At 71.7% G+C, this 16,443-nt stretch carries 18 protein-coding genes and 1 pseudogene; 8 read left to right on the forward strand and 11 right to left on the reverse strand.

Features of this window, described 5'->3' with window-relative positions; translation table 11 throughout:
* Genes idi through ACVW2K_RS16245 form a run of 5 tightly spaced genes read right to left on the reverse strand, consistent with a single transcriptional unit; the run spans position 1 to position 4,423 of the window.
* Entirely contained in the window at positions 1–585 is a 585-nt protein-coding gene (idi, locus tag ACVW2K_RS16225) for an isopentenyl-diphosphate Delta-isomerase (RefSeq protein ID WP_028638204.1), read from the reverse strand.
* Positions 582–1,604 (reverse strand): NAD(P)/FAD-dependent oxidoreductase, encoded by a 1,023-nt coding sequence (locus ACVW2K_RS16230; protein WP_457203210.1) that lies wholly within the window; start codon positions 1,602–1,604, stop codon positions 582–584. Before ACVW2K_RS16230 ends, idi begins: the two co-directional genes overlap by 4 nt.
* Positions 1,597–2,133: an isoprenylcysteine carboxyl methyltransferase family protein gene (locus ACVW2K_RS16235; RefSeq protein WP_457203211.1), complete on the reverse strand. Its 537-nt coding sequence runs from the start codon at positions 2,131–2,133 to the stop codon at positions 1,597–1,599. The genes ACVW2K_RS16230 and ACVW2K_RS16235 overlap by 8 nt, the downstream gene beginning before the upstream one ends.
* Positions 2,130–3,203, reverse strand: a complete 1,074-nt coding sequence (locus ACVW2K_RS16240; RefSeq protein ID WP_457203212.1) for a type III polyketide synthase — start codon at positions 3,201–3,203, stop codon at positions 2,130–2,132. Before ACVW2K_RS16240 ends, ACVW2K_RS16235 begins: the two co-directional genes overlap by 4 nt.
* 11 nt (positions 3,204–3,214) lie before the next feature.
* Positions 3,215–4,423, reverse strand: coding sequence for an NAD(P)/FAD-dependent oxidoreductase (locus ACVW2K_RS16245; RefSeq protein WP_457203213.1), 1,209 nt, complete (start codon positions 4,421–4,423; stop codon positions 3,215–3,217).
* Between the two features lie 101 nt (positions 4,424–4,524).
* Here ACVW2K_RS16245 and ACVW2K_RS16250 point away from each other — a divergent pair, with 101 nt between their 5' ends.
* Complete coding sequence (locus tag ACVW2K_RS16250) at positions 4,525–4,908, forward strand: hypothetical protein (RefSeq protein WP_051549368.1); 384 nt, start codon at positions 4,525–4,527, stop codon at positions 4,906–4,908.
* Between the two features lie 17 nt (positions 4,909–4,925).
* On the opposite strand, the gene ACVW2K_RS16255 is transcribed toward ACVW2K_RS16250, so the two are convergent.
* Entirely contained in the window at positions 4,926–5,969 is a 1,044-nt protein-coding gene (locus tag ACVW2K_RS16255) for an LLM class F420-dependent oxidoreductase (RefSeq protein WP_028638199.1), read from the reverse strand.
* Between the two features lie 73 nt (positions 5,970–6,042).
* Between ACVW2K_RS16255 and ACVW2K_RS16260 the strand changes: the two genes are divergently transcribed.
* The 5 genes from ACVW2K_RS16260 to ACVW2K_RS16280 all read left to right on the forward strand — a co-directional run bounded on the left by ACVW2K_RS16260 (position 6,043) and on the right by ACVW2K_RS16280 (position 10,026).
* Positions 6,043–7,008 carry a Zn-ribbon domain-containing OB-fold protein gene (locus ACVW2K_RS16260; protein WP_028638198.1) on the forward strand — a complete coding sequence of 322 codons (966 nt, stop codon included), beginning with the start codon at positions 6,043–6,045 and terminating at the stop codon, positions 7,006–7,008.
* 10 nt (positions 7,009–7,018) lie between these two features.
* Positions 7,019–8,086, forward strand: coding sequence for a thiolase domain-containing protein (locus tag ACVW2K_RS16265; RefSeq protein WP_457203214.1), 1,068 nt, complete (start codon positions 7,019–7,021; stop codon positions 8,084–8,086).
* Entirely contained in the window at positions 8,086–9,252 is a 1,167-nt protein-coding gene (locus tag ACVW2K_RS16270; protein ID WP_457203215.1) for a thiolase domain-containing protein, read from the forward strand. Before ACVW2K_RS16265 ends, ACVW2K_RS16270 begins: the two co-directional genes overlap by 1 nt.
* 133 nt (positions 9,253–9,385) lie before the next feature.
* On the forward strand, positions 9,386–9,610 hold the full coding sequence (locus tag ACVW2K_RS16275) for a putative signal transducing protein (RefSeq protein WP_457203216.1): 225 nt from the start codon (positions 9,386–9,388) through the stop codon (positions 9,608–9,610).
* Between the two features lie 98 nt (positions 9,611–9,708).
* Positions 9,709–10,026, forward strand: a complete 318-nt coding sequence (locus ACVW2K_RS16280) for a helix-turn-helix domain-containing protein (RefSeq protein WP_028638194.1) — start codon at positions 9,709–9,711, stop codon at positions 10,024–10,026.
* A 5-nt stretch (positions 10,027–10,031) separates the two neighbouring features.
* Here the strand turns inward: ACVW2K_RS16280 and ACVW2K_RS16285 are convergent, their stop codons facing one another.
* From ACVW2K_RS16285 to ACVW2K_RS16300, 4 genes and pseudogenes are all read right to left on the reverse strand, one after another.
* Entirely contained in the window at positions 10,032–10,805 is a 774-nt protein-coding gene (locus tag ACVW2K_RS16285) for a maleylpyruvate isomerase family mycothiol-dependent enzyme (protein WP_028638193.1), read from the reverse strand.
* Positions 10,806–10,833: 28 nt separating this feature from the next.
* A complete protein-coding gene (locus ACVW2K_RS16290; protein WP_457203217.1) occupies positions 10,834–11,436 on the reverse strand; it encodes a ClpP family protease in 603 nt (200 codons plus the stop codon).
* A 76-nt stretch (positions 11,437–11,512) separates the two neighbouring features.
* Entirely contained in the window at positions 11,513–12,118 is a 606-nt protein-coding gene (locus tag ACVW2K_RS16295) for a ClpP family protease (protein WP_028638191.1), read from the reverse strand.
* A 144-nt stretch (positions 12,119–12,262) separates the two neighbouring features.
* Positions 12,263–13,054, reverse strand: a pseudogene (locus tag ACVW2K_RS16300) (aldo/keto reductase); the annotation flags it as partial.
* A gap of 56 nt (positions 13,055–13,110) precedes the next feature.
* Here ACVW2K_RS16300 and map point away from each other — a divergent pair.
* Positions 13,111–13,890, forward strand: a complete 780-nt coding sequence (gene map / locus ACVW2K_RS16305; protein ID WP_457203218.1) for a type I methionyl aminopeptidase — start codon at positions 13,111–13,113, stop codon at positions 13,888–13,890.
* On the opposite strand, the gene ACVW2K_RS16310 is transcribed toward map, so the two are convergent.
* On the reverse strand, positions 13,877–15,118 hold the full coding sequence (locus tag ACVW2K_RS16310) for a cytochrome P450 (RefSeq protein WP_457203219.1): 1,242 nt from the start codon (positions 15,116–15,118) through the stop codon (positions 13,877–13,879). The genes map and ACVW2K_RS16310 overlap by 14 nt on opposite strands.
* A 106-nt stretch (positions 15,119–15,224) precedes the next feature.
* Between ACVW2K_RS16310 and ACVW2K_RS16315 the strand changes: the two genes are divergently transcribed.
* Complete coding sequence (locus tag ACVW2K_RS16315) at positions 15,225–16,388, forward strand: steroid 3-ketoacyl-CoA thiolase (protein WP_457203220.1); 1,164 nt, start codon at positions 15,225–15,227, stop codon at positions 16,386–16,388.
* Positions 16,389–16,443: the final 55 nt, after the last annotated feature.

Genomic DNA, 16,443 nt, shown 5'->3' on the forward strand with positions numbered 1-16,443 from the left:
TCAGCCCCGGGCTGCGGGGGGCAGCAAGGATTCCGGCTGACCGGGCGCCCGCAACGGGTCCTCCGGGAGCAGCGCGACCTGATCGCGGCACCACGGGCTGATCGCGCGACTGCCGTCGAGGATCGCCGCGCGGAAGTCCGCCCAGTCCACCCAGGTCGCGTCCTCGACCTCGGCGGGGTCAGGGGCGGGTGCCTCGGTCGTGCTGGAGATGAAGACGGGGCACATCTCGTTCTCGACGACACCGTTGGGCATCACGGCGCGGTAGCGGAAGGCCGGGAGCATCAGCGTCACCCGCTCGGTCCGGACGCCGACCTCGGCGCGCACCCGGCGTCGTACCGCGTCGGCGATCGACTCGCCCGGTGCCGGATGCCCGCAGACACTGTTGCTCCAGGCGCCCGGCCAGGTGGGCTTGGTGCGGGCGCGTCGGGTCATCAGCAGCCGACCGCCTGGGTCGAAGAGATAGCAGGAGAACGCCAGGTGCAACGGCGTGTCCGCGTGGTGTGCTCCGGCTTTGGGGGTGCTTCCGATCGCCCGGCCGTGCTCGTCGAGAAGGACGACCAGCTCCTCGCTGTCCCCGGCGCTCATGCCGGCCTCGCGAGCTGGTTGACCGCCACGCCGAACACCCCAGGCATCCGGGCCGCCGCCGGTACGAGATTCCTCCGGATCGCGCGATGACGGGTCGCGATCAGCAGTCCCTGGGTGAGCAGGGCATGCCGCCAACCGAGCCGGCGCCAGGCGAGCTCGTAGGCCTGCGGCCGTCCGACGAGAACCGCATGGACGGCCGCACGCGCCTGCGCGAGACCGAGAGCGATCCCTTCCCCGGTGAGTGCGTCGACGTAGCCGGACGCGTCGCCGACCAGCAGGACCCGTCCAGCTGCCGGGCGGCGGGCGCGCTGCCTCAGGGGGCCTGCCCCGCGCACCTGTTCGATCGTCTGCCCCGTCAGGCGCGCGGCCAGCGCCGGGAAGTCCCCGATCAGGTCGGCCAGTCCTCGTCGTTCGTGGCTCAGCACGGCGATGCCGACCCGGTCCTCACCGACGGGGGTCACGTAGGCCTCTCCCGAGCCCGCCCAGTGGACCTCCACCAGGGAGGTCCAGGGCGGCACGGACACGTGGCAGCGCTGCCCGTACCGGCGACGCCCCGCCACGGGTGCATCGAGCCCGAGCATCCGGCGCACGGGCGAGTGGAGGCCGTCCGCAGCGACCAGGTGTCGGGTGGGCTCGCCGTCGACCAGGAGGTGGTCCCCACGGTCCTCGACCTGGCACACCGCGCGTCGCTCGGTCGTGACGCCGGCCGCCAGGGCGGCAGCAGAGATCGCACGGTGGAGCGTCGTACGTCGTACCCCCCTGCCGGGGCCGTGACGGAAGGTCGCCTCGGCCTGACGAGCCCCGCCGACGTAGCGGATGCCCGTGATCGGGTGGCCGTGGAGAGGCACGCCCAGGGCGGTGAGCGCCGCCACCGCGCCCGGCATCAGTCCCTCCCCGCACGCCTTGTCGATGACGCCGCCTCGGGGCTCGACGACCGCCACGTCGAGACCGGCGCGGACGGCGTACATGGCGGCCGCCAGGCCGACCGGACCCCCGCCGGCAACGAGCAGGTCACGCATCGACGAGCCCGCCGGGCAGTGTCCGGAGCGCGACGTTCTCGACGCGGATCCGGACGGTGAGCAAGGCGCCGTTGAGCAGCGTGAACGCGGCGGCCGTCAGCCACGCCTCGTGGACCATCGGGAGCGCCGCGCCCTCCGCCACCACGGCGACGTAGTTGGGGTGCGGAAGGAACCGGTAGGGGCCCGAGGTGACGGGCGGCAGACCCGGCACGACGATCACTCGGGTGTTCCAGCGTCGACCCAGGGTCGCGATGCACCACCAGCGCAGCGCCTGGGAAGCGACGACCACGGCCAGCATGGACCAGGCCAGCAGCGGCGCCACCTCGGGACGGCGTACCCACGCCTCGACCACCATCGCCACCAGGAACCCGGAGTGCAGGATCACCATGAACGGGTAGTGACCCTGCCCCGACTCCCGGCCTCCGTGCCGAAAGCTCCACGTCGCGTTGCGCTTCGACACGAGGAGCTCGACCAGCCGCTCCACGGCGACCAGGCCGACCAGGACCGTGAACGCCCACAGGCTGGTCACGAGTCCGCCTCCCGGCGCCCCGTCGCGCGGACCAGCACCAGCTCGGAGCAGAAGCCCGGGCCCATGGCCAGCACCACGCCGTAGGAGCCCGGCTGGGGAGGACGATCGCGCAGGGTGTCCTCGAGGACGTGCAGCACGGAGGCCGACGACAGGTTCCCGACCCGTGCGAGGGACTCCCAGGTGAGCCGGACGGAGTCCCTGGGCAGCTCGAGTGCGGACTGGAGCGCCTCGATCACCTTGGGGCCGCCGGGATGGCAGACCCACCACCCGATGTCGGCTCGGTCCAGGCCGTGATCTGTGAGGAACCCGTCGACGTCGTCGCGGATGTAGTGGCTCACCACCGCGGGGACCTGGGCGTCGAGGACGATCCGCAGCCCGGTCCCGGTGATGTCGAAGCCCATCGTGCGCTCGGAGTCGGGGTAGAGCCGGCTCCTGGTGTCGATCACCTCCGCGGCTCCGCCCCGGTCGGTCCCGCCCTGGGCCACGACCGCCGCCGCCCCGTCGCCGAAGAGCCCGCTCGCCACCAGGTTCGGCATCGACATGTCGTCGCGCTGCACGGTCAGCGAGCACAGCTCGACCGTCACCGCCACGGCGACCTCGTCGGGATGACCGAGCAGGTAGTCGTGCAGCCGCGCGATGGCTGCCGCGCCCGCCACACACCCCAGCCCGACCAGTGGAACGCGCTTGACGTCGGCTCGCAGCCCGATCAAGGAGGCGATCCTGGCCTCGAGGGACGGTACGGCGAGGCCGGTGACCGTCGCGGACACGATCAGGTCGACGTCGGTGGGTGTGAGGTCCGCGGCCTTGAGGGCGTCGACGACGGCACGCGCGCCGAGCTCGACGGCGTTCGCGATGAACAGGTCGTTGGCCTGGGTGAAGCCGTCGAGCTCGCCGTAGGTCTCCAGGGGCAGGACGAGACTGCGCTGGCGGACACCGGCGTTGGCATGGAAGCGGCGCAGCAGGCGCTCGTCGAGTCCGCCCCGGGCGATCACCGCGGCGAAGGCGTCGGTGATCACTTCCTGGGGGTAGGTGTGCTCGGGGAGGACCCCGCGGACCGACAGGATCTCCATGTTCCGGCTCCCTACCGACGCCGGGGCAGAGGCGGGCGGGTGGTGAGGCCGCTGACCAGTCCGGACGCCAGTCCGCCGGTCAGGCGAGGAGTGATGCGACCATCGCCCAGCCCCAGCTCAACGAGGGAGTCGAAGACGTGCTGACTGCGCCCGGCGGCCCTGATCCCTGCGTCCACCACCACCGGCAGCCTCGTGAGCCGCGAAGCGACCCACGTGTGCTTGAGGTGACGGCCCAGGAGGCCGCGCACGGCACTGCGGTGGGCGGCTCCCGCGGCCGACGGGCTCCCGGTGTCCAACGCCCGCGATGCGGCACGGCCGGCCAGCACCCCCGTCGCCACGGCGTAGTAGATGCCCTCCCCGGTCATCGGGTTGATCAGGCCGGCCGCGTCGCCGGCGAGCAGGACCGGACCGTCGGGCTGCCTCCAGCGCCAGCCCGAGAGCGGAAGGTGGTGCGCGCGCCACGCGTCACCGTCGGCGACACTGCCGGGAAGCAACCGGTCGAGCTGCTCGAGCAGGATCGCCCGGGTCGGTCCTCCCTCGTCGGGAGATCGGTGCTCGTCCACGAACTCGCCGTACCCGACGTTGGTCAGTCCATCCCCTCGGTCGAACGCCCAGGCGTACGACGGCTGGCGGCGATCCCCGTAGCGGATGATCTGGCGCCCGCGCCTGGTCTCGGGCGTGGGCGAGTAGCCCCGGATCGCCAGCGCCCGACAGCCCCTGCTCAACGAGCTGAGCGAGGACCGCACGACCGAGTGCGCCCCGTCGGCCCCGACGAGGATCCGCGCCCCGATCCGGTCGTCCAGCACGATGCCGCCATCGACCCGCCGCACCGCGGACACACGATGCCGCCGCAGCACCGCGCCCGCCGCGACCGCACGCTCGACCAGCCGGGCGTCGAAGACCTCGCTGGGTATCACCCACACGGGCCGGGCCAGGCGGCCGGTGACCCGGTGCTGGTCCCGGGACAGCTCCAGTCGGCGCAAGGGCGTCCAGCCGTCGGTCGCGTCCCGGACACCCACCGAAGCGAGCACGTCCAGGACGTGGGGTGCGATCCCGTCACCGCAGCACTTGTCGCGTGGGAAGTCCGCGCGGTCGAGCAGGAGGACGCGCAGCCCGGGCGCACGGGCGAGGGCACCGAGCGCGGTGGCAGCCCCGGCCGGGCCGGCACCCACGATCACCAGGTCCCAGGACTCGATCTGCTCCCCATGCGGCGGGGTCATCACCCCAACGTACAGAGAGCGTCCAGGTCCGGGGCCGGTCCACCTCGCCGAGCCCGACCAGCTCCGCGATGTTCGACCGGAGGAGCGGGTACCGCCCCCACATGACGCGCCTTGCCACACGAGCCCTGGACCGGCTGGCCGATCCGGTCGCACTTGCGCACGCCCAGGGGGTGTCCACCGTCATCGGCGGCGCTTGGCCGCTGGTGAGCATGCGCAGCTTCGAGGCGGTGTTCGGTCCCAAGGAGGACCGGTGGCTGGCGTACACGGTCTCGGGCCTGCTCGTGACGAACGGACTCAGCCAGGTCCTCGCTGCGCGCGGGGGTGTGGTGCCGACCGCGCGCGCCCTCGGCTACGGGACGGCGGGGACCCTCCTGGCCATCGACCTCGTGTTCGTCCCCGCGGGGCGGATCCGCTGGACGTACCTGATCGACGCAGCCTTCGAGGCGATGTGGATCGGGCTGTGGAGCCGCGCCCGCCGGAGTTGAGCACCGGACCGTCCGGCTCAGGCGAGCAGCTCGGCGACCGACCGGACCTCGTCGGCCGACCGGCAGCTGAGCAGCAGCGTGGTCACGCCGGTCTCCTCCCACTGCGCGACCCGCTCTCGCACCTCCGAGGCGGTGCCGATGATGTGCATGTCGTCGACGAGCTCGTCGGGGATCAACGCGGTGGCGCGGTCCTTCTCGCCGCCGAGGTAGAGCTTCTGGACCTCGGCGGCCAGGTCCTCGTAGCCCATCCGCACGAAGACCTGGTTGTGGAAGTTCGCCTCCTTGGCGCCCATGCCGCCCATGTAGAGCGAGACGAACGGCCGCATCGCGTCGAGGACGGCGGCCTTCTCCTCCGCGCTGTCGACGACCTGGAGGTGGCACGTCGCGGCGATCTCGAAGTCGGCGCGGGTACGGCGGGCGCCCGGTCGCGCGAAGCCCTCGTCGAGCCACGGCTGGTACATGCCGGCGGACCTCGGCGTGTAGAAGATCGGGATCCAGCCGTCGGCGATCTCCGCGGTCTGCGCGACGTTCTTCGGGCCCTCGGCGCCGAGCCAGATCGGCACGTCCGCCCGCAGCGGGTGCACGATCGGCTTGAGCGGCTTGCCGAGCCCCACGGAGTTATCGCCACGGAACGGGAGGGGGTAGTGCGGGCCGTCGTTGGTGACGGCGCCCTCGCGGGCCAGCACCTTGCGGATGATGTCGACGACCTCGCGGGTGCGGGCCAGCGGCTTGCCGAACGGCTGGCCGTACCAGCCCTCGACCACCTGCGGGCCGCTGACGCCCATGCCGAGGATCACGCGGCCGTTCGAGAGGTGGTCGAGCGTCAGCACGTGCATCGCGATCGACGTCGGCGCGCGGCCCGACATCTGCACGATCGACGTACCGAGCTTGATCCGGGACGTCTCGCGGCCCCACCAGGCGAGCGGCGTGAACGCATCGCTCCCCCACGCCTCGGCGGAGAAGATCGCGTCGAAGCCGGCGTCCTCGGCCGCGGCGACGAGGTCCGCGACGCCCTGCGGGGGCTGCGCACCCCAGTAGCCGAGCTGCAGTCCGAGCTTCATGTGGTCTCCGTTCGTCTGCCCGGGAATGGGCGCGGTGCTTGCCCGATTGTAGAACGTGTTCTACTTTCGGACCATGACACGAACACTGTCAGCACCGGTCACCGTAGCGTTCGACTACACCCGCTCCACCGGACCGGTCCTCGGGCGCTTCCTCACCGGGCTCCGCGACGCGAAGCTGGTCGGCGGCCGCACCTCCGAGGGCAAGGTCGTCGTGCCGCCACCGGAGTTCGACCCGGTCACGCACGCCGCGATCGACGACTTCGTCGAGGTCGCCCCCACCGGCACCGTCACCTCGTGGACCTGGGTGCCGGAGCCGGTGGCGGGGCAGCCGTTCGACCGCCCCTTCGCCTTCGTGCTGGTGACCCTGGACGGCGCCGACGCGCCCTTCCTCCACGCACTGGACGTGTCCTCCCCCGACCAGGTCTCCACGGGGATGCGGGTGCAGGTGCGCTGGGCCGACGAGCGGGTCGGCGCGATCACCGACATCGCGGGCCTCGAACCCGCCACCGGCAACGGACCGACCGCCGTCGACGCGCCCGAGGGCAGGCTGGGCGAGAACCCGGTCACCGGTGTCATCACGCCCGTCTCGCTCGACTACCAGTACGCCGCTAGCCCCGAGGAGTCGGCGTTCTACCGCGGGCTGAACGAGGGCCGCATCGTCGGCCAGCGCTGCCCCACGTGCCGCAAGGTCTACGTGCCGCCGCGCAGCGCCTGTCCGGCGGACGGCACGCCCACGGCCGAGGAGGTCGAGGTCTCGCAGACCGGCACGATCACGACGTTCTGCATCGTCAACGTGCCGTTCCTCGGCCAGAAGATCACCCCGCCGTACGTCTCGGCGTACGTCCTGCTCGACGGCGCCGACATCGCGATCCTGCACCTGATCCTCGGCGTCCCGGCCGACGAGGTGCGGATGGGCATGCGGGTCAAGGCGGTCTGGAAGCCCGAGGAGGAGTGGACGTACTCGCTCGAGAACATCGACCACTTCGAGCCCACCGGCGATCCCGACGCCGACTACGACACCTACCGGCACCACCTCTGAGGGGCGCGAGATGAGAGACGTTGCAGTCGTCGGGTTCGCCCAGCGACAGATGGAGGAGTTCGACGGGTCGCCCACGTGCGTGGAGCTGCTCGTCCCGCTGTTCGCCGAGTGCTACGAGCAGACGGGCTGGACCCGGCGGGACGTGGGCTTCTGGTGCTCGGGCTCCTCGGACTACCTGGCCGGACGGTCGTTCTCGTTCGTGTCGGCGGTCGACGCGATCGGCGTGATCCCGCCGGTCAACGAGTCGCACGTGGAGATGGACCTCGCGTGGGCGATGTACGAGGCCTGGCTGAAGATCCAGACCGGCGAGGTCGACACCGCGCTCGTCTACGCGTTCGGCAAGGCCTCGGCGGGCGTGCTCCGCCGTACCCTCGCCCTCCAGCTGGAGCCGTACACGATGACCCCGCTGTGGCCCGACACCGTGTCGCTCGCCGGCCTGCAGGCGCGGGCCGGCCTCGACGCGGGTCTCTGGGACGAGCGGGCGATGGCCGAGGTGGCCAACCGCTCGCTCACCGACGCGGAGAAGAACGAGTACTCCGTCCGCAAGGGCGGGTCGTCGGTGGAGGAGCTCCTGGCGCGGCCGATGTACGCCGACCCCCTGCGCAAGCACGACTGCTCCCCCGTCACCGACGGCGCCGCCGCCATCGTGCTCGCCGCCGGCGACCGGGCCCGCGAGGTGCGCGACCGGCCGGCCTGGATCGGCGGCGTCTCCCACTACATCGACCCGATGAGCATGGGCACCCGCGACCTGACCCGCTCGCCGTCCACGGCCCGGGCGGCAGCCGCCGTCGACCTGGACGGCGTCGAGCTCGCCGAGCTGCACGCTCCGTTCAGCCACCAGGAGCTCATCCTGCGGCGCGAGCTCGGGCTCGCCGACGACGTCCGCATCAACCCCTCGGGAGGCGCGCTCACCAGCAACCCGATGTTCTCCGCCGGCGGCATCCGCATCGGGGAGGCGGCCCAGCGGATCTGGTCCGGCGAGGTGTCCAAGGCCGTCGCGCACGCGACGTCCGGCCCGGCCCTGCAACAGAACCTGGTCTGCGTCCTGGGCTCGACTACCGAAGGGGCAAGCAACTGATGACGAAGCAACCCGCCGCCGTGGTCGGTGTCGGCCAGACCCACCACCGAGCCAAGCGCGAGGACGTCTCGATGGCGGGTCTGTGCCGCGAGGCGATCGACCGCGCCCTCGAGGACGCCGGGATGACGCTCGACGAGATCGACGCCATCGTCGTCGGCAAGGCGCCCGACCTGTTCGAGGGCGTGATGATGCCCGAGCTGTTCCTCGCCGAGGCGCTCGGCGCCGCCGGGAAGCCGCTCCTGCGCGTGCACACCGCCGGATCGGTCGGCGGCTCCACCGCGATCGTGGCCTCGTCGCTCGTGCAGGCCGGCGTGCACCGCAAGGTGCTGACGGTCGCCTACGAGAAGCAGTCGGAGTCGAACGCGATGTGGGCGCTGTCGGTGCCGCTGCCGTTCAACATGCCGGTGCACGCCGGCGCCGGCGGCTACTTCGCCCCGCACGTGCGGTCCTACATCCGGCGGTCGAACGCCCCCACGCACGTGGGCGCGATCGTCGCGGCCAAGGACCGGCAGAACGCGCTGCGCAATCCGTACGCCCACCTGAAGAACCCGGACACCACCGTGGAGTCGGTGCTCGCGTCCCAGATGCTCTGGGACCCGATCCGGTACGACGAGACCTGCCCGTCGTCCGACGGCGCCTGCGCCCTCGTGATCGTCTCCGAGGACGTCGCGGCCGCCTCGCCCAACCCCGCGTGGATCCACGGCACCGTGATGCGGTCGGAGGCCACCACGGCGGCCGAGCGCGACCAGGTCAACCCGCAGGCGTCCCGGGACGCGGCTGCGGCCCTCTGGAAGCAGGCCGGCATCACCAACCCGCTCGAGGAGATCGACGCGGCCGAGATCTACGTGCCGTTCTCGTGGTTCGAGCCGATGTGGCTGGAGTCGCTGGGCTTCGCCGAGGAGAACGGCGGCGGCTGGCGGCTGACCGAGTCGGGTGGGACCGCCATGGACGGCGTACTGCCGGTGAACTGCTCGGGCGGCGTCCTCTCGTCCAACCCGATCGGCGCCTCCGGCATGCTGCGCTTCGGCGAGGCGGCCCTGCAGGTGCGCGGCGCGGCGGGCGAGCACCAGGTCGACGGCGCCCGGCGCGCGCTCGGCCACGCGTACGGCGGGGGCTCGCAGTTCTTCGCGATGTGGGTCGTCGGTGCGGAGAAGCCCTCGAACTGAGCGACACGCGGGCGGGTTTCTCCGGCTGACCGGGGAAACCCGCCCGACACGCCGACGCGGCCCGGCGTGTCGGTCGGGTTTCCCACGACGGGTTCGCGCCGGAGGACAGACACAACGCGCCTAGGCTCCTTGCATGACGACGGAGCTGATCCGCACCAACGACCTGGCCCTGATCGCCGTCGTCGAGGCCCTCCTCAACGGCGAGGAGATCCCGGTGCACGTCGCGGACCGGAACGCGAGCGTGATCGACGGCTCGCTCCAGTTCATCCAGATGCGCATCCTGGTGCCCGACGACCGCGCCGACGAGGCGCGGGACCTGATCCGCGAGGCCGACCTCGGCGAGTGGCTCCGGGGCTGAGGGCCCGGCTGGGTTGCCCGCCTCGGCTGTTCGCCGTGGAGTGTTCGCCGTCGGCGAACCGGGGCGCGCCGCGCCCGCCCCGGGCCTACAGTCGGGACATGGGTGAGCTGATCGCGTTCCCGACCCCCGACCGCACTCCCGCGCCCGAGACCGAGCCCGAGCCACTCTGGCGCGAGGCCGTGGGGCACGAGCTGCGCGAGGAGCGACGTACGACGGGCCGCACGCTCTCCGACGTCGCCGGCGAGGCCGGCGTCTCGACGCAGTACCTCTCCGAGGTCGAGCGCGGCCTCAAGGAGCCCAGCTCCGAGGTGCTCGGCGCGGTCGCCGGCGCGCTCGGCCTGCGGCTGGTCGACCTGACCATCCGGGTCAGCCGGCGGCTGACCCGGATCTCCGGGCCGGTCTGCCTGGCCGCGTAGCGGTCTCAGTACCCGGGAAACACCCGGCGCAGGTCGTCCAGCGAGACGTTGCCCTCGACCTCCACGCCGTCGGCGTACCCCTCCTTGAGCCGGCCGCTGAGCAGGCGGACCACCGCACCCTCCGGGCCGCGCAGCGTCGCCGTGGGGTCCGGCAGCGACGCCACGACCGTGACGCCGTCGTCGACGACGATGCCGCCGCCGGGGACCGCGAGCCGGACCGGGCCCTCGACCTGGTCGGCCTTGCCGGAGAAGCCGAGCAGGAACGCCAGCGGGCCCGCGAACAGCTCGAGGAGCAGCGCCGCCGACTCCTCGCCGATCTCGGCGCCGGGGTGCAGGCCGGCGCGCACGTCCCAGCCATGGTTGGCGACCTCGTTGAGGCGCATGGCCAGCGCGACGACGAGCGGGACCGGCTCCGGCAGGAAGCCGAGGTCGATCGTCAGGGAGTCGCGCTGCTCGGGCGTCAGGGCCGCGACGGTCTCGAGGTAGCGAGAGGCGTGCTCGACGTACCCGGCGGCCTGGTCGATCGGCGAGGAGGAGTCCCAGCGCGCCCAGACGCTCTGGTTGTCCTCCTCGTCGACGGTCTCGCCGGCCGCCCTCGCGATCGGCTTGCGGGCGAGCTCGGCCCCGCTGCCCAGGTGCGAGAGCACCTGGGCGACCGTCCAGTCCGCGGCGCCGCTGGGTGCCGCCAGCTGCGCGTCGGCGAGGTTGGGGAGCAGCGTCACGAGGATCTCGTGCTCGGTGCGCAGGGCGGCGATGGTCCGGTCCACGAGTTCGCTCATGCCGACGCAACCTCTCAGCCTCGTCGGTTCATTCCACCCGCGCCTTCCGGCTGTGCAGGATCCCGTCGACGAGGCCGTACGCCACGGTCTCCTGCGCCGACAGGATCAGGTCGCGGTCGGTGTCCTCGCGCACCTGCTCGACCGAGCGGCCGGTGTGCTCGGACAGGATGCGCTCCATCTCGGCGCGCACCCGCACGATCTCCTTGGCCTGCAGCGCGAGGTCCGGCAGTGTCCCCTGGCCGCCCCCTGACGGCTGGTGCAGCACGACCCGCGCGTGCGGCAGGACCATCCTGCTGCCCGGCGCACCGCTGGCGAGCAGCACGGCCGCCGACGAGGCCGCCTGCCCGACGCACGTCGTCCCGATCGGTGAGCGGACGAACTGCATGGTGTCGTAGATCGCGAGCATCGCGGTCACCGAGCCGCCCGGTGAGTTCAAGTACAGGTTGATCGGCGTCTCGGGGCTCTCGGACTCCAGGTGCAGCAGCTGGGCGATGACGACGTTCGCCACGCCGTCGTCGATCTCGGTGCCGATGTAGACGATCCGGTCGGTGAGCAGCCGGCTGTAGATGTCGACCGCCCGCTCGCCACGGTGGGTCTTCTCCACGACGGACGGAATCGTGTAGCTGCTCATGCACGTACTCGCTTCGCTCCGTGCGCGCATGAGGCACAGGGCGCGCTCCATTGAATGATTCGCTCGCTTCGCTCGCTCATCGGACCAGCCCGAACGCCGCACCCTGCCGGGAGGGGGTGACCTCGCGGACGTCGGCGAGCACCTGGTCGACGAAGCCGTACTCGAGCGCCTCCTCCGCGGTGAACCACCGGTCCCGCAACGAGTCCCGCTCGATCCGCTCCACGGGCTGGCCGGTGTGCTCGGCGATGAGCCCGATCATCACGTTCTTGGTGTGCTCGAGGTTCTCGGCCTGGATCTCGATGTCGATCGCGGTGCCGCCGATGCCGGCCGAGCCCTGGTGCATCAGGATCCGCGAGTGCGGCAGCGCGTAGCGCTTGCCGGGCGTGCCGCCCGAGAGCAGGAACTGCCCCATGCTCGCCGCCAGCCCCATCGCGAGCGTGCTGACGTCGTTCGGGATGAGCCGCATGGTGTCGTAGATCGCGAGCCCGGCGCTGACCGAGCCCCCGGGCGAGTTGATGTAGAGCGCGATGTCGCGCTTGGGGTCCTCGGCGGAGAGCAGCAGCAGCTCGGCGCAGAGCTTGTTGGCGATGTCGTCGTCGACCTGCTGGCCGAGCACGATGATCCGTTGGTGCAGCAGGCGGTCGGCCGCGGTGAGGCCGGCGAGCGAAGGTGTCTGGGTCATGCATCGAGCCTCTGCCGCCGGGCCGGCGCTCACCAGCGAATCCGCTGGCAGCAGATCTGCCGTCAGCTGAGGTCCGGGAACGAGGGCCACCGACGCGAGGGCGGAGTCGAGCTGCTCGACCGTGCTGACGCCGACGATCGGCTGCCACCCCCTGGCCAGCAGCCAGGCGAGCACGAGCTGCGACGGCGGCACACTCCGCGCCTCGGCCTCCGCGCGCAGCTCGGCGAGCCGCTCGGTCGTGCCGGGGTGGTCGTACGCCTCCGGGAACGGCCGGTCCGCGCGGTCGTAGCTGCCCTGGATCAACGGGCTGTAGACCCAGAGATCCAGGTCGGGGTGCTCGTCGAGGTAGTCGATGGTCTCGTCGCTCACGAACCCGAACCGGTGGTCCTTGCCGGGCACCTGCGCGCCCGGGCGCGGCTCGACGTACGACGTGGTCAGCTGCAGCGCCGTCCACGGCTCGACACGCAGCTCAGCCGCGATGGCCCGGGCCCGCTCGACCCGCCAGGTCGGGTGGTTGGAGACGCCCAGCCGGCGTACCGCGCCCGAGGCTACGAGCGAGCCGAACGCCGACACCGTCTCCTCGAGGTCGGTCGACCGGTCCTCGCCGTGCGCCCAGTACAGGTCGATGACGTCCAGGCCCAGGCGGTCCAGGCTCCGGCCCGCCTCCCGCTCGATGACCGCGGCGGACAGGCCCTCGGTGCCGCCCTCGTCACGTGGCTCCACGCCGACCTTGGTGGCGACCACCAGCTCGTCGCGCAGACCCGGGTTCGCGGCCAGCCAGCGGCCGAGCACGGCCTCGCTCTGGCCGCCGTGACCCGTCGGTGAGGACCAGAACGAGTAGCAGTTCGCCGTGTCGAGCATCCGTCCGCCGGCCTCGACGAACCGGTCGAGCAGGGCGAACGAGGTCGGCTCGTCGGTGCGGGTGCCGAAGTACATGGTGCCGAGAACGAGGTCCACGAGGTCGACCCTACGAGGCTCGGTAGGGTCGACGGGTGATCGAGCTCCGCACCCCCGCCCAGATCGAGCAGATGCGTCCGGCCGGACGCTTCGTCGCCGACGTCATCAGCGCCCTCGCCGAGAAGGCCGACGTCGGGGTGAACCTGCTCGAGCTCGACGAGCTCGCGCACGCGATGATCCGCGAGCGCCGCGCGGAGTCCTGCTACATCGACTACCACCCGTCGTTCGGCGCCTCGCCGTTCGGCAAGGTGCTGTGCACGTCGGTCAACGACGCCGTGCTGCACGGGCTGCCCCACGACTACGTGCTCCGGGACGGCGACCTCGTCAGCGTCGACTTCGCCGCGAGCGTGGACGGATGGGTCGCCGACTCCGCGCTCAGCGTCGTCGTCGGCACGCCGCGCCAGGAGGACCTCGACCTGATCGAGGTCACCGGGCGGGCGCTCGACGCCGGGATCGCGCAGGCGCGCCCGGGCCACCGGCTCGGCGACATCTCCGCCGCGATCGGGGAGGTCGCGCGGTCGGCGGGGCTCGGCGTGAACCTGCAGTTCGGCGGGCACGGCGTCGGCCGCACCATGCACGGCGAGCCGCACGTGCCGAACGACGGCCGGCCGGGCCGCGGCCTCAAGCTCCGACCAGGCCTGGTCATCGCGATCGAGCCGTGGTTCCTGCACACGACCGACGAGATCTACACCGACGCCGACGGCTGGACGCTCCGCAGCAAGGACGGCTCCCGGGGTGCCCACATGGAGCACACCGTCGCCATCACCGAGGACGGCCCGCTCGTGCTGACCGACCGGTCCGCTACGCGTACCTGACCTGCAGGTCCTTGAGGCCGTTGATCCAGGAGTGGCGCAGCCGCACCGGGTCGGCGAGCTTGGAGATGTCCGGCGCGTGGTCGGCCAGCGCGTCGAAGATCACCCGGATCTCCTGCCGGGCCAGGTTGGCGCCCAGGCAGTAGTGCGCGCCGTGGCCACCGAACCCGAGCTGCGGGTTGGGGTCGCGCAGGATGTTGAAGGTGAACGGGTCCTCGAAGACCTCGTCGTCGAAGTTCGCGCTGGCGTAGAACAGCGCCGCCCGCTCGCCCTTCTTGAACTCGTGGCCGCCGACCTCGACGTCGTTGAGGGCCGTGCGCTGGAACACCGTGACCGGCGTACCCCACCGGACGACCTCGTCGACCATGGTCGCCGGGCGGTCCCGCTTCCAGATCTCCCACTGCTCGGGGTTGTCGAGGAAGGCGTTCATGCCGTGCGAGATGGCGTTGCGCGTGGTCTCGTTGCCGGCGACGGCCAGCAGGATCACGAAGTAGCCGAACTCGTCGTCGCTCAGGCCGCGCTCGCCCTTGTGCGCCTGGATGAGCTTGGTGATCAGGTCGTCGCGCGGGTTCGCCTGGCGGTCGGCGGCCAGCATCATCGCGTAGCCCAGGATCTCCGCTGCCGCGACGTCGTTGTTGCCCGCGTAGTCCGGGTCCTCGCCGGCGAGCATCTGGTTGGACCACTCGAAGAGCTTGTGGCGGTCCTCCTGCGGTACGCCGATCAGGTCGGCGATCGCCTGCAGCGGGAGCTCGGCGGCGATCTCCTCGACGAAGTTGCCGGTGCCGCGGCCGACCGCCTCCTTCACGATCGACGCCGCGCGCTGCGTCATGGTGTCCTCGAGCTCCGCGATCGAGCGCGGGGTGAAGCCGCGGGAGATGATCGCCCGGGTCTGCGTGTGCTCGGGCGGGTCCTGGTTGATCAGGATCACGCGCTGGAGCTCGATCTGCTCGCGCAGCATCTCGCCCGGGAAGCGGATGATCGCGCCGTTCTCGTACGTCGACCAGTTCCTGCTGTCCTTCGAGATCGCCGACACGTCCTCGTGGCGGGTCACCGCGTAGTAGCCGCTCCCCGACTCCGGCGCGAACCCGCTGGTCTGCTCCGGCGCCTGTTCGATCCAGACGATCGGGCTGTGCTGCCGGGCGATCCGGAACTGGTCGTGCGGGATCGCCCGCTGGTTCAGGTCCGGGTCGGTGAAGTCGAATCCCTCGGGAAGGACGTCGGATGCGGTCACGGGAGCTCCCTACTCGATCTGGAACACGTTCTAGTGGCACAGGTTACATACCGAAGGTAGGTCAGGGAAGGTTGTCCGGGATGAGAACGTGTTCTAGTTTTGTCTCATGGGCACCCCCGTGATCATCGACGCCGTCCGCACTCCCCTCGGCAAGCGCAACGGCCACCTCGCCGGCGTGCACCCGGCCGTTCTCATCGGGCACGCGATGGCCGAGGTCCTGGCGCGCGCCGGTCTCGACTCCGGCCAGGTCGACCAGGTCGTGGCCGGGTGCGTCACCCAGGCCGGCGAGCAGTCCAACGGCATGGTCCGCCGCGCCTGGCTGCACGCCGGGCTCGCCCAGCACACCGCCGGGACGATGGTCGACGCCCAGTGCGGCTCCGGCCAACAGGCCGCGCACCTGGTCAACGACATGATCGCCGCGGGCAGCATCGACATCGGCATCGCCGCCGGCGTCGAGGCGATGTCCCGGATCCCGCTGGGCGCCAACGTGCCCCCCGGCACCGGCGACCCGCGGCCCGCCGACTGGACCATCGACATGCCCAACCAGTTCGAGGCCGCGGACCGGATCGCCCGCAACCGCGGCCTCTCGCGCGCCGACCTCGAGGCGTTCGGCCTGGCCTCGCAGCAGAAGGCGCGCGTCGCCGTCGACGAGGGCCGATTCAAGCGGGAGATCACCGCGATCGAGGCGCCCGTGCTCGGCGAGGACGGCACGCCGACCGGCGAGACCCGGCTCGTCGACAGCGACCAGGGCCTGCGCGACACGACCCTCGAGGGACTGGCCGGCCTCCGGACGGTCCTGCCGGACGGCCTCCACACCGCCGGCACCTCCTCGCAGATCAGCGACGGCGCGTCCGCGGTCCTGATCATGGACGAGGAGAAGGCCCACGCCCTCGGCCTGAAGCCCCGGGCCCGGATCGTCACTCACTGCCTGGTGGGCTCGGACCCGTACTACCACCTCGACGGCCCGATCGAGGCGACCCAGAGGGTGCTTGACCGCACCGGCATGGGCATCGGCGACTTCGACCTGTTCGAGGTCAATGAGGCGTTCGCGTCCGTCGTCCTCTCGTGGGCCGGTCAGCACCGCGTCGACCTGGACCGGGTCAACGTGAACGGCGGCGCGATCGCACTCGGCCACCCCGTCGGCTCGACCGGCACCCGGCTGATCACCACGGCGCTCCACGAGCTGGAGCGGAGGGACGGCTCCACGGCCCTGATCTCGATGTGCGCAGGCGGCGCGATGGCGACCGGGACGGTGCTCGAGCGGATGTGATCCGCAACATGCGGACAGGCGGCGTCCGGATCCCTACGGTGTCGGCCGAGCCCCG

Source organism: Nocardioides sp. HB32, from assembly GCF_054058995.1.